The 12,999-nt window shown below is 67.8% G+C and carries 12 protein-coding genes; 7 read left to right on the forward strand and 5 right to left on the reverse strand.

Annotation, left to right across the window (positions count from 1 at the left end; translation table 11 throughout):
* Positions 1-90: 90 nt before the first annotated feature.
* The 6 genes from AC0IY0_RS22295 to AC0IY0_RS22320 all read left to right on the forward strand — a co-directional run bounded on the left by AC0IY0_RS22295 (position 91) and on the right by AC0IY0_RS22320 (position 7,243).
* The gene (locus AC0IY0_RS22295; protein ID WP_147908462.1) at positions 91-510 is read left to right on the forward strand and encodes a hypothetical protein; all 420 of its coding nucleotides are present in this window, start codon (positions 91-93) and stop codon (positions 508-510) included.
* A gap of 160 nt (positions 511-670) precedes the next feature.
* Positions 671-1,126 (forward strand): 4-aminobutyrate aminotransferase, encoded by a 456-nt coding sequence (locus AC0IY0_RS22300; RefSeq protein WP_147940118.1) that lies wholly within the window; start codon positions 671-673, stop codon positions 1,124-1,126.
* Between the two features lie 228 nt (positions 1,127-1,354).
* Positions 1,355-3,307: a PrkA family serine protein kinase gene (locus AC0IY0_RS22305; RefSeq protein WP_147854846.1), complete on the forward strand. Its 1,953-nt coding sequence runs from the start codon at positions 1,355-1,357 to the stop codon at positions 3,305-3,307.
* 188 nt (positions 3,308-3,495) lie between these two features.
* Complete coding sequence (locus AC0IY0_RS22310; RefSeq protein ID WP_419828958.1) at positions 3,496-4,797, forward strand: YeaH/YhbH family protein; 1,302 nt, start codon at positions 3,496-3,498, stop codon at positions 4,795-4,797.
* Between the two features lie 97 nt (positions 4,798-4,894).
* The gene (locus AC0IY0_RS22315; protein ID WP_147908459.1) at positions 4,895-6,466 is read left to right on the forward strand and encodes a SpoVR family protein; all 1,572 of its coding nucleotides are present in this window, start codon (positions 4,895-4,897) and stop codon (positions 6,464-6,466) included.
* 348 nt (positions 6,467-6,814) lie between these two features.
* Positions 6,815-7,243 carry a PaaI family thioesterase gene (locus tag AC0IY0_RS22320; protein WP_147908458.1) on the forward strand — a complete coding sequence of 143 codons (429 nt, stop codon included), beginning with the start codon at positions 6,815-6,817 and terminating at the stop codon, positions 7,241-7,243.
* 244 nt (positions 7,244-7,487) lie between these two features.
* Here the strand turns inward: AC0IY0_RS22320 and AC0IY0_RS22325 are convergent, their stop codons facing one another.
* From AC0IY0_RS22325 to glyA, 4 genes are all read right to left on the reverse strand, one after another.
* Positions 7,488-8,132, reverse strand: coding sequence for a riboflavin synthase (locus tag AC0IY0_RS22325; RefSeq protein ID WP_471765569.1), 645 nt, complete (start codon positions 8,130-8,132; stop codon positions 7,488-7,490).
* Positions 8,133-8,136: 4 nt separating this feature from the next.
* A complete protein-coding gene (ribD, locus tag AC0IY0_RS22330; RefSeq protein WP_471765570.1) occupies positions 8,137-9,243 on the reverse strand; it encodes a bifunctional diaminohydroxyphosphoribosylaminopyrimidine deaminase/5-amino-6-(5-phosphoribosylamino)uracil reductase RibD in 1,107 nt (368 codons plus the stop codon).
* On the reverse strand, positions 9,240-9,779 hold the full coding sequence (gene nrdR / locus AC0IY0_RS22335) for a transcriptional regulator NrdR (protein ID WP_419828962.1): 540 nt from the start codon (positions 9,777-9,779) through the stop codon (positions 9,240-9,242). The genes ribD and nrdR overlap by 4 nt, the downstream gene beginning before the upstream one ends.
* 102 nt (positions 9,780-9,881) lie before the next feature.
* Positions 9,882-11,186 (reverse strand): serine hydroxymethyltransferase, encoded by a 1,305-nt coding sequence (glyA, locus tag AC0IY0_RS22340; RefSeq protein ID WP_147940121.1) that lies wholly within the window; start codon positions 11,184-11,186, stop codon positions 9,882-9,884.
* A 914-nt stretch (positions 11,187-12,100) separates the two neighbouring features.
* Between glyA and AC0IY0_RS22345 the strand changes: the two genes are divergently transcribed.
* Positions 12,101-12,547, forward strand: a complete 447-nt coding sequence (locus tag AC0IY0_RS22345) for a hypothetical protein (protein WP_147908453.1) — start codon at positions 12,101-12,103, stop codon at positions 12,545-12,547.
* 93 nt (positions 12,548-12,640) lie between these two features.
* Here the strand turns inward: AC0IY0_RS22345 and AC0IY0_RS22350 are convergent, their stop codons facing one another.
* On the reverse strand, positions 12,641-12,958 hold the full coding sequence (locus AC0IY0_RS22350) for a cupin domain-containing protein (protein WP_147856674.1): 318 nt from the start codon (positions 12,956-12,958) through the stop codon (positions 12,641-12,643).
* Between the last annotated feature and the right edge of the window lie 41 nt (positions 12,959-12,999).

Below are 12,999 nucleotides of genomic sequence, written 5' to 3' on the forward strand. Positions count from 1 at the left end.
CCGCGGCATCTCGCCGATTGGTTGAGGATGCCGCGCACGCATCTTGCGGCGCGGGCGGACCTTCCGGCCCCAAACCGCGTTGTTGCCCGCATGGCCGTGCCAAAACCCAAGCTGTCTCCCAGCCAGGAACTGATGGCCCGCATCATGCGGATCGTCCGCACCTGCCCGGAGGCCGCCTCCGAAGTCCTCGAACTGATGTTCCTGGTGAGCCAGATCGAGGCCGCCACCAACGTCGACCGGGAGTACCGGGACGCCAAGCGGGTGATCAGCCGCCTGCGCAACCCCCTGTGGGAGATGGGGCCGCCCGACCGGGAGAAGCTGCTCGCCGCCGCCGAGACGATCCGCCGGGTCTGCCGCCTGCCCGAGGACCAGATCCCGCCGGTGCCGATCGCCGATGCCGGCGAGCGCGCCCGGGTCGAGGCCCGGCTCGCCGCGGCCCTCGCCGGCGAGTTCGATGCCGCGCAGATCGCCCGGGTCACGGGCGTCGTCGCCGCGGTGCTGCAGGAATAGGACCGGTTCCGGAAAAGATTCGGTCCGACAGCCGGGCCCGGAGCGGGGCATCGCTCGGAAAAACCCTCGACGGCCGTGCTCGGCGTCCCCACATGACTCCTCGACCGATGGCAGGGGAACCGGACATCCGGCCCCGGATCGGCACCGGAGTGACGCCGCCATGACCGCCCTACGTCCGCTCGCCGCGCTGCTCGCAGGCGGCCTGATCCTCGCCGGGACGGCGCAGGTCCCGGCCTTCGCCCAGACCACGGTGACCCGCTCCAAGACGGTGGCGCCCGGCAAGACCGTGCGGCTCGAGATCGCCCCGAACCTCAAGAAGGATTGCAGCCCCGGCCCGATGCCGGAGTTCAAGGTCTCGGGCGCGCCCAAGAACGGTTCCGTGATCACCAAGGTCGGCAAGCTGAAGACCCCGGCGAGCTACCGCTGCCCCAACAAGGAGGCCGCCGTGCAGGCGCTGTTCTACCAGCCCAACACCGGCTTCACCGGTTCGGACGAGGTGACGTTCGAGGTCAAGGGCGCCGACGGCCAAGTCCAGACTCACAATATCAAGATCACGGTCGGGGCCTCCGGATCAAAATCCGGCGACGATGCCAAGAAAGAAGGCACGGATCTCTAAGCAGAGGCAGGAAACCCTGGCGCGTGCATAGTTTTTCATCCTAAAATGCCCGCTCAAAGGAGATCGAAATCAACGTTCGACCACGTCGAGGCCAGGTTTTGGCCAGACGGGTGTTGCAAGCAATCGACAGGCCTGCGGCGCGTTCGCCGCGCTGCGACAAAAGCGGGCCTGTCGGTTGCATCCGAGCCGAGACAGGATGAAGCTGTCAGGGTCTGAGAGGGTTATCGAATGTCGATGCATGCGACGAACGACCTTTTCCAGAGCTTCGCCCGAGGGTACGAGGCGCGCCGCGATACGGAGATGACGCTCTCCGAGTATCTCGAAGCCTGCCGCGACGAGCCGCTGATGTATGCCTCGGCCGCCGAGCGTATCCTGGCGGCGATCGGTGAACCGGAATTCGTGGACACCGCCAAGGATTCGCGCCTCGGCCGGATCTTCATGAACCGGACGATCCGCACCTACCCGGCGTTCCGCGAATTCTACGGGATGGAGGAGACGATCGAGCGGATCGTCTCGTTCTTCCGCCACGCCGCGCAGGGGTTGGAGGAGCGCAAGCAGATCCTCTACCTGCTGGGCCCGGTCGGCGGCGGCAAGTCGTCCCTCGCCGAGCGCCTCAAGGCGCTGATGGAGGTCCACCCGGTCTACGTGCTCAAGGCCGGGGACGAGGTCTCCCCGGTGTTCGAGAGCCCGCTCGGGCTGTTCGATCCCGAGACGATGGGCGACGAGATCCAGAAGCGCTACGGCGTCCCGCGCCGGCGGCTCACCGGGCTGATGAGCCCCTGGGCGCTCAAGCGTCTCGACGAGTTCAACGGCGACATCTCGCGCTTCACGGTGATCAAGGTCCGGCCGTCGCGGTTGCGTCAGATCGCCATCGCCAAGACCGAGCCGGGCGACGAGAACAACCAGGACATCTCCTCGCTGGTCGGCAAGGTCGACATCCGCCGGCTGGAGACCCTGTCCCAGGCGGATCCCGATGCCTACTCCTACTCGGGCGGTTTGAACCGGGCGAACCAGGGCGTCCTCGAATTCGTCGAGATGTTCAAGGCGCCGATCAAGATGCTGCACCCCCTGCTCACCGCGACGCAGGAGGGCAACTACGTCGGCACCGAGAATATCGGCGCGATCCCGTTCACCGGCATCATCCTGGCGCACTCGAACGAATCCGAGTGGCAGACCTTCAAGACCAACAAGAACAACGAGGCCTTCATCGATCGCATCTACGTGATCAAGGTCCCGTACTGCCTCCGGGTCGCGGAGGAGCAGCACATCTACGAGAAGCTGATCTCCGGCTCGGAACTCTCGGACGCGGCCTGCGCCCCCGGCACCCTGGAGATGCTGGCCCGGTTCTCGGTCCTGTCGCGCCTGCGCGAGCACGCCAATTCCAACGTGTTCTCGAAGATGCGGGTCTACGACGGCGAATCGCTCCGCGAGGTCGATCCGCGCGCCCGCTCGATGCAGGAATACAAGGACACAGCCGGCGTCGACGAGGGCATGGACGGGATCTCGACCCGCTTCGCCTTCAAGGTGCTGGCCGCCACCTTCAACCACGATACCACCGAGGTCTCGGCCGACCCGGTGCACCTGATGTACGTGCTGGAGCAGTCGCTGCGCCGCGAGCAGCTCCCGCCCGAAACCGAGAAGAAGTACCTGGAATTCATCAAGACCGAGCTGGCCCCGCGCTACGCGGAGTTCATCGGCCACGAGATCCAGAAGGCCTACCTCGAATCGTACCACGATTACGGCCAGAACCTGTTCGACCGCTACATCGACTACGCCGATGCCTGGATCGAGGATCAGGACTTCAAGGACGCCGAGACCGGCCAGCTGCTGAACCGCGAATTGCTGAACCAGGAACTGACCAAAATCGAAAAGCCCGCCGGGATCGCCAACCCGAAGGACTTCCGCAACGAGGTGGTGAAGTTCGCCTTGCGCTCGCGCGCCCAGCACGGGGGCCGTAACCCGAGCTGGACCAGCTACGAGAAGCTGCGCGAGGTCATCGAGCGGCGGATGTTCTCCCAGGTGGAGGAGCTGCTGCCGGTGATCTCCTTCGGCTCGAAGAAGGACGGCGACACCGAGAAGAAGCACGGCGAGTTCGTCGAGCGCATGGTGGCGCGCGGCTACACCGAGCGGCAGGTCCGCCGCCTGGTGGAATGGTACATGCGGGTGAAGCAGGCGGGCTGAGGGGCGGGGGCCCGGCGGAGCGAATCCGACCGGGCCCGGTTTCGACCCTCCGCCGCCACAGTTTCGGACGACCGGCCGGCGAGGCTCTCGGGCCTGCTGCGAAAGAGGGATCCATCCCTCCCTGAACAGCATGGTACGACACGGGGCCCGACCCGGCCGGAACACGCGGACGAGGGTTTTCGCAGCGTATGCACATCGTCGACCGACGCCTGAATCCCGGGGGCAAGAGCCTCCCCAACCGGCAGCGCTTCCTGCGGCGCGTGAAGGACGTGGCCCAGCGCGCCGTGCGCGAATCCGCCCGCGAGAAGGACATCAAGGATCTCGGCAAGGACGGCCGGGTGACGGTGCCCGCCGACGGCGTGCGCGAGCCGCGGTTCTCCCGCCAGCCCGGCACCGGCCTGCAGGACCACATCCTGCCGGGCAACAAGACCTACGTGGAGGGCGACACGATCGAGCGGCCCCCGGGCGGCGGCGGCGGTCGCGGCTCCGGCGAGGGCGGGGAGGGCGGCGAGAACAGCGAGGACGCGTTCCGCTTCGTGCTCACCCGCGAGGAGTTTCTGGAACTCTTCCTCGAGGATCTGGAGCTTCCGGATCTGGCCAAGCGGCGCCTCGCGGTGGTCGAGACCGAGGGGCTGCGCCGGGCCGGCTACACGGTGACCGGCTCGCCCGCCAACCTCGCCCTGACCCGCACCCTGCGCAACTCGATGTCGCGGCGGATCGCCCTCAAGCGCCCCAAGCCCGAGGAGGTCGCGGCGCTGGAGGCCCAGCTCGCGGGGATGCGCGACTCGGACCCGGGCCGGCCGGACGTGGAACGCGCGCTGCTGAAGTTGCGCGAGCGCGCCAAGCGCATCCCGTATGTCGACCCGATCGACCTGCGCTTCCGCCGGTTCGAACCCTATCCGCGGCCGATCGCGCAGGCGGTGATGTTCTGCCTGATGGACGTGTCCGGCTCGATGACCGAGCACATGAAGGACCTGGCCAAACGGTTCTACATCCTGCTCCACATCTTCCTGACCCGCCGCTACCGGCACGTGGAGATCGTGTTCATCCGCCACACCGACCGGGCCACCGAGGTGGACGAGGAGACCTTCTTCGGCTCCCGGGAGACCGGCGGCACGCTGGTGTCGTCGGCGCTGGTGGAGATGAAGCGGGTCATCGCCGAGCGCTACGACCCGAACGACTGGAACATCTACGCCGCACAGGCCTCGGACGGCGACAACGTCTCCTCCGACGGCCCGACCTCGACGGAGCTGCTGCGGGCCCACATCCTGCCGGCCTGCCAGCACTTCGCCTACCTGGAGGTCGGCGACGAGAACGGCCCCCGGGCCGGCTTCGTGGAGCACCGCACCACCCTGTGGCGGACCTACGAGGCGATCGCCAAGGCGGGCGGCCCGATCGCCATGCGCAAGGTCAACCACCGGCGGGAGATCTACCCGGTCTTCCGCGAGCTGTTCGGCCGCAAGGACGCACGGGCCGAGGCGGAGGCGTGACGGGACGCGCCGCCGCGTTTCCCTTCCCGCTCCATGGGGGGAGGGCGCCCGCGCCCCGCGGGCATACGAGACACGCTTCGGTCGATCGGGAGGCTGCATGACAAGCGTCAAGCCACGGACGCCCCAGACCATCTCCGGCGGCCAGAAACCCCTGTTCACCGGCAACGACTGGGACTTCGACACGATCCGGCGCATCCACGACGCCTGCGAGGGCATCGCCGGGCCGGAACTCGGGCTGTCCTGGTACCCGAACCAGATCGAGATCATCACGGCCGAGCAGATGCTCGACGCCTACGCGTCGATCGGCATGCCGCTGTTCTACAAGCACTGGTCGTTCGGCAAGCACTTCGCCCAGCACGAGGCCGGCTACCGGCGCGGCCTGATGGGGCTCGCCTACGAGATCGTCATCAACTCGGACCCGTGCATCTCCTACGTGATGGAGGAGAACACGGCGACGATGCAGACGCTGGTGATCGCGCACGCCGCCTTCGGCCATAACCACTTCTTCAAGAACAATTATTTGTTCCGGCAGTGGACCGACGCGGAAGGCATCCTGGATTATCTGGATTTCGCGAAAAGCTTCATCGCCCGCTGCGAGGAGCGCTACGGCCACCAGGCGGTGGAGCAGGTGCTCGACGCCGCCCACGCGCTGATGAGCCAGGGCGTCCACCGCTACCCGCGCAAGAAGCGGCCGGACCTCGCCTCCGAGCAGCGCCGCGAGCGCGAGCGGGTCGAGCACGGCGAGCAGATTTACAACGATCTGTGGCGGACCCTGCCGCAGAAGACCGGGGCGGTGCGCTCCGACGCGGCCGCCGAGCGGCGCAAGGCCCTGCTCGAACTGCCGCAGGAAAACATTCTGTACTTTTTGGAGAAGGTCGCGCCGCGGCTGCGCCCCTGGCAGCGCGAGATCCTGCGCATCGTCCGCCTGGTGGCGCAGTACTTCTATCCGCAGCGCCAGACCAAGGTGATGAACGAGGGCTGCGCGACCTACAGCCACTACCGGATCATGAATTCCCTGTCCGAGAAGGGGCTGATCACCGAGGCGGCCTACCTCGAATTCCTGCAATCGCACACCAACGTGATCCGGCAGCCGACCTACGACGACCGCTCCTATGGCGGCCACAACCCGTACGCGATCGGCTTCGCGATGATGCAGGACATCGCCCGCATCGTGGAGCAGCCGACCCAGGAGGACCGGGCGTGGTTCCCCGACATTGCCGGCACCGGCGACGCCATGGCGGTGCTGCGCGATTGCTGGGCGAATTACCGCGACGAGAGCTTCATCCAGCAGTTCCTGTCGCCCAAGCTGATGCGCGACCTGCGCCTGTTCCACGTGGTCGACGACCCCGACGAGCCGGAACTGCGCGTCGAGGCGATCCACGACGAGCGCGGCTACCGCAAGATGCGCCGCTCCTTCGCCCGCCAGTACGACGTCGCGTGGCTCGATCCCGATATCGAGGTGGTGGACGTGGACCTGGAGGGCGACCGCCGGCTGATCCTGCACCACAAGGCGCTCAACAAGATCACCCTGCAGAAGGACGACGCCAAGCGGGTGCTCCAGCACCTTGCCGACCTGTGGGGCTACGACGTGGTCCTCAAGGAGGTCGAGCCCGCCACCGGCACGGTGCTGGGCGAGATCAGCGCCAGCGCGCGGCCGATCTTTTTTTGACCAGTGGACCCGCTGCCATCGCGTGCATGCCTCTTGGCGGCACGGCAACGGTTGCTTGAAGAGTGATCGTCCAAAGGCCTACAGCTCGCACGGCCGGTTAAACATCCACTTTGTCATCCCGGGGCCGCGTAGCGGAACCCGGGATCCATAACCGCCGACAGTTCCAAGGTCCTGCACCGACAGCGGATCTGGATTCCGGGCTCGCCTGCGGCGCCCCGGAATGACAAGGCGGTTCATTCTGAACTGTTTTACCAGGCACGCTGAAGTAGATCGGGCTCGCCGCGACTTCAGGTGGATTGAGCGCGCTGACTGGATTGCCCCGGCCCCCACCCCATGCTGCAAGCAGGCATGAACGCCCCGATCCTCACCCTCGAAGAAACCAACACTTTCCTCGACCGCGAATTCCCTCAGATGCAGGCGGGCGGGCGCGCCTTCCATCTCGAGGCGGTGGGGCCGCTCACGGCGCGGATGCGGATGGAGGGGCAGGAACGCTTCCTGCGGCCGGGGGGCACGGTGTCGGGGCCGGCCATGATGGCGCTGGCCGATTACGCGCTCTACGCGGCGATCCTCGCCAATATCGGCCCGGTCGCCCTGGCGGTGACCACGAGCCTGACCTTCAACTTCCTGCGCAAGCCCGCCCCGGGAGACCTCGTGGCCGAATGCCGCCTGCTCAAGCTCGGGCGGCGGCTGGCGGTGGGCGAGGTCGGGATCACCGCGCCCGGCAGCGACGCCCTCGTCTGCCACGCCACCGGGACCTACGCGATCCCGCCGCGCTAGAGCACGATGACGCTGTCTTGGCAGGGCAGTCGGCGGAGCGGACTCAAACGTCGGTCCGGTCCTGATCAACGCCCGTCCAACTCTCACCCCTCATCCTGAGGTGGCGACGCGCAGCGGCGCCCTCGAAGGAGCCCTCCAGTCTGCTCGCGATCCCTGGAGGGCTCCTTCGAGGCTCGCTTCGCTCACACCTCAGGATGAGGGCGGTGGGCTGGATGAGCGTCGATCAAGATCAAGCCGGACCCTGTCATGTACCGTGCCCGCGGTTAGGCCCCGGCCGCGCCTCGGTGAGCCGGGCGGCGTAGCGGGCGATCAGGTCGACCTCCAGGTTCAGCTTGTCGCCGGCGCGCCGCTCCCCCCAGGTGGTGACCTGGAGGGTGTGGGGGATCAGCAGCACCGAGAAGACGTCGCCGTCCACGCTGTTCACCGTGAGCGAGGTGCCGTCGAGGCAGACCGAGCCCTTCTCGGCGATGAAGCGCGACAGGCCCGCCGGGGCGCGCAGGGTGAAGCGGTCGCTCGGTCCCCAGGCGCCGGCCGTGACGCTCTCCCGCTCCAGGATTTCGGCGACGCCGTCGACATGGCCGGTGACCAGGTGGCCACCGAGCTCGTCGCCGATCTTGAGGGAGCGTTCCAGGTTGATGCGCGCCCCCGCCGTCCAGCGGCCGACCGTGGTGCGGGCCAGGGTCTCGGCGGCGGCATCCACCGCGAAGACGCAGCCGCCCGCATCCGGCTCCACCGAGACCGCCGTCAGGCACGGGCCCGAGCACGCGATCGAGGCGCCGAGCGCGATGGTGGACGGGTCGTAGGAGGCGCGGATCGCGATCCGGCGCAGGTCGCCTTCGCCCGCGATCGAGACGATGGTGCCGACGTCGCTGACGAGACCGGTGAACATTGTTTTACGACATCCTCTCGTAGGTGGCGGCCTCGTCGGGGCCGAGCTGCAGCCGCTCGGCCAGCGTGAATCTCTCGCTCGCCAAAGCGTCGCTCAGATCCGGGCCGAGCGCCTTCAGGCCGCCCGCCGGGCCGAGTTCGTCCGGTCCCGTGACCAGCGTGCAGGCCTCGATCAGATCGGCCCGCGCCAGGGCATCGGCAAGGCGTGGGCCGCCCTCGCTGCACAGGCGCGTCAAACCGCGCTCCCCGAGATGCGCCAGCGCGGTCGGCAACTCGACGCGGCCCGTGACATCCGCGGGCAGGATGGCGATCTCGACGCCCAGTGCCTCCAGGGCCCGGCGGGCATGGGCGGGGGCCGAGCGGGTGGTGAGGACCAGCGTGGCGGTGTCCCGGGCGGTCCGGGCCAGCACGCTGGCGGGCGAGAGCATCAGGTGCGAATCGATCACGATCCGCAGGGGCGAGCGGGTGCCCAGGCCCGGCAGCCGCACCGTGAGGGACGGGTCGTCCGCCCGGGCGGTGCCGATGCCGATCAGGATCGCGTCGGCATGCGCCCGCCAGAGATGCACCGCGCCGTCGGCCACCGGGCCGGTGATCCGCAGCCGCTCCGGGCCGGCGCTCGCGCAGAAGCCGTCGCGGGTGCGGGCGAGCTTCAGGTGCACCGCCGGCCGGCCGCGGGTCACCCGGGTGATGTGGCCGATATGATCGCGGGCCGCGAGATCCCGCATCAGCCCGGTCTCGACCGCGACGCCGGCGGCTCGCAGGAGCGCGTGGCCGCGCCCGGCCACCCGGGCATCCGGGTCCTCGACGGCACTGACCACCCGGGCGATCCCGGCGGCCAGGATCGCGTCGGTGCAGGGCGGCGTGCGGCCGTGATGGGAGCACGGCTCCAGGGTGACGTAGAGGGTCGCGCCCCGGGCGGCGGCGCCGGCCTCGGCGAGCGCCAGGGGCTCGCCGTGCGGCCGGCCGCCGGGCGCGGTCGCCCCGGTGCCGAGGATCCTGCCGGTGCCGGGCTCGACCACGACGGCGCCCACCGACGGGTTCGGCCAGGTGGTGCCGAGCCCGCGCCGGCCGAGCGCCAGGGCGAGGCGCATGAAGGTCGCGTCGTCGCTCATGGCCGGGCGGTCCGGCGGCGGGGCGGTGAATCGGGCTCTTCGGGGTCCTCCGGGGCGGGATCCGGCCCGGCGCCCACGGTGAGCAGGCCGTCGCCCAGGGTCCCGAGCAGGTCCTCGAAATCCTTGGCCTCGCGAAAATTCTTGTAGACCGAGGCGAAGCGCACGTAGGCGACGTCGTCGAGACCTTTGAGCCCCGCCATCACCAGTTCGCCGATCGCCTCCGAGGTGACCTCCGGCTCGCCGGCGCTCTCGAGCTGCCGGGTGATGCCGCTGACCAGCCGCTCGATCCGGTCGGGCTCGACCGCGCGCTTGCGCAGGGCCACGTCGATCGAGCGCTGGAGCTTGTCCCGGTCGAACGGCACGCGCTTGCCCGAGCGCTTGAGCACCACGACCTCGCGCAGCTGCACCCGCTCGAAGGTGGTGAAGCGGCCGGCGCAATCCGGGCAGACCCGGCGGCGCCGGATCGCGGCGCCGTCCTCGGAGGGCCGCGAATCCTTCACCTGCGTCTCGGAGCCGCCGCAATAGGGACACCGCATGGGATCTGCACTCGACGCATGGAAACGGCCGCGGACCGGTCGGGTCCGCGGCCGTTTCCTAGACTACACGCGGACGGGCCGGAAGGCCGCCGCGCACCGGCCTCAGCCGTAGATCGGGAACCGGTCGGTCAGGGCGTGGACGCGGCTCTTCACCGAGGCCTCGACCTCCGGATCGCCGGCCTCGCCCTTGGCCACCATGCCGTCCAGCACCTCGACGATGAAGCCGCCGATCTGCTTGAACTCGGCGACGCCGAAGCCGCGCGAGGTGCCGGCCGGGGTGCCGAGCCGGATGCCCGACGTGATCGTCGGCTTCTGGGTGTCGAACGGCACGCCGTTCTTGTTGCAGGTGATGTCGGCCCGCGACAGGGCGGCCTCGGCCGCCTTGCCGGTGAGGCCCTTCCGCTGCAGGTCCACCAGCATCAGGTGGTTGTCGGTGCCGCCCGAGGTGATGTCGTAGCCCCCCGACATCAGGGTGTCGGCGAGCGCCTTGGCGTTCTCCACCACCTGGCGGGCGTAGATCTTGAACTCGGGCCGGAGCGCCTCACCGAAGGCCACCGCCTTGCCGGCGATGACGTGCATCAGCGGGCCGCCCTGGAGACCGGGGAAGATCGCCGAGTTGAACTTCTTGGCGAGCGCCTCGTCGTTCGTGAGGATCATGCCGCCGCGGGGGCCGCGGAGCGTCTTGTGCGTGGTGGTGGTGACCACGTGGGCGTGCGGGAACGGCGACGGATGCACGCCGGCCGCGATCAGGCCGGCGAAGTGGGCCGCGTCGACCATGAAGTAGGCGCCGACGGAATCGGCGATCTCGCGGAACTTGGCGAAGTCCCAGTGGCGCGGGTAGCCCGAGCCGCCGGCGATGATCACCTTCGGCTTGTGCTCCTCGGCGAGGGCGGCGACCTGCTCCATGTCGATGCGCTGGTCATCGCGGCGCACCGTGTAGGAGACCGGCTTGAACCACTTGCCCGAGACGTTGGGCGGGGCGCCGTGGGTGAGGTGGCCGCCGGCCGCGAGGTCGAGGCCCAGGAAGGTGTCGCCGGGCTGCATCAGGGCCAGGAACACGCCCTGGTTGGCCTGCGAGCCGGAATTCGGCTGCACGTTGGCGAAGCCGCAATCGAACAGGCGCTTGGCGCGATCGATGGCGAGGTTCTCGGCGATGTCCACGAACTGGCAGCCGCCGTAGTAGCGCCGGCCCGGATAGCCTTCCGCGTACTTGTTGGTCAGCACCGAGCCCTGCGCTTCCAGCACGGCGCGGGAGACGATGTTCTCCGAGGCGATCAGCTCGATCTCGTGCTGCTGGCGTCCGAGTTCCTTCGACACCGCCTCGGCGATCTCGGGATCGGCCTCGGTCAGCGGGGCCGCGAAGAAGCTGTTCGAGAAGTGCTTGTCGGCGGCGGTACCGGCGCTCATGGTCTGCCTCTGTTCTGGAAGGGGCGGTGCCCGGCCTTTCGTCGGCGTGCACGGGCGGGCATTCGTGCGGGATTCCTACACGGGCCGGCCCGTGCCGCCAAGCACAGGCATTTTGGATCGGCGCAAAGAATAATTTGCCGCAGGTGAGATGCTTCGCGCAGGTGGGATGTTTGGCGCTGTCGGCCCGCAGTGGGCGCGCGATCCTAGAAGTGCCCAGAATCGCTTGACATCAGGAAAAGAATCATGGAATAAAACAAGAACGAACGTGATGGGCAGCAGCGCCATGTGAAGTCATGACCAGGATCCGACCTTAGCGTATGCCATCGCAGAACTTCGTCTCAGTCTGGCTTTCATTGCCCTTCGCCTTCTAGACATCAAAGCCGGATTCAGACCCGATCAGCCGCGCGACTGCAATGGCCGATGGTGCGGAGGGAACGGCTCGCTGACCGTCGCTCGAAGGGACCGAACGGGCGATGCTCGGATCGACGCGAAGACGGATGAGCTTCTCGATGTTCTCAAGGACGTCGTCGAGAGCACGGAGCCTGGAGAGGGGTTTTTATACGGTCTTCAGATCCATGCGAAGCTGGCAGCGCGGCTGCGTGAATTGGATCTTCCCGGTATTGGCCGGGACGGTGTCGAGCAGAGTTTCTCGCCGGTGACGTCGTTCGGCACGGTTTTTCAGGAAGCATACGCACGGATGTGCTTCTCCGGGATGGTCGAACCAGCGCCGCGCCAATCAGGGCAATCTGGGACATCAAGACCGGTGAAGAAGGACTATCGCCAAATCGCGTTCGCGCATTGAGAACGGGTACGGGCGTCGACGAAAGCATTCCGGTTATCGAGATTCATCTTCTTCGGGGTATTTCAGTGAAAAGCCATTTCTCGGTTGCTGTTCGGGTCGGAGTTGGTGACGCATGAGTATGGAAGCGTATGCGCTATGCCCGCGACCGCTCACCAGCAGATCGGAGTGGCAGGCTGCCATTGACGCGCTTGGCTTTGATCTGCGGCTGGGCTCAGAAAAGATCCCCCCTGCTTCGTCGGGACATCTGCCGGCGATGCGGAAAGGTCGGGAGACGGGCTTCGAATGCTCAGTCATCCCGTTGTCGGATCTGACCGAAACCTATGCAGAGATTGATTTCGGTGGCTCTTGGCCTTGCGTGTATGCCTTCAGCTTCGGTGCCATCTCAGAATCGATCGGTGCACTGATTGCGATCGCGGCCTGCGTGAAGCTGGTCGGAGGGCTCGCCTTCTATCCGCAGGAGGGCCGATTGCTGACCGCCGATCAGGCGGTCGAGTACGCGCGCGACACGGTGCCCGCCGCCGAGGATCTGGAGAAGCGGCTTAACGGGGGAGCAGGATGATCCAGCACAGAACCGTGCCCTGACGGAGACCTGTTCTCGAGCGCGTCGCCTGACCGGCCGTGCCTTGGATGGGATTCCCGAAACGTATTCCTCTCAGCCCTGCGCTGAAAGATTCGTCTCCACCAGCACGGTCTCGGTCTCGAACGCGGCGGCATGCCACGTCCCGGCGGGGAAATGGAACACGCTGCCGGCGGCGAACGGCGTGCGGCCCTGCTCGGTCTCGAGGAATCCGGAGCCGGAGATCACCTGCACGAACTGCTCGTGATCGTGGCTGTGGCGCCCCGCCGAGACGCCCGCGGGCACCACGACCCGCACGAGGCTCGCACCGGCACCCGGGATCGTGCGCTTGGCGACGCCGTTGGCGGCGACGGTCTCTGCGCGGGCGTCCCAGGCGGTCAGGTGGTCGGTCATCGGGGCATCTCCTTCGCCGCGGGAGATGCGTCCCGGCCGCA

Source organism: Methylobacterium sp. AC315 (genome assembly GCF_979253755.1).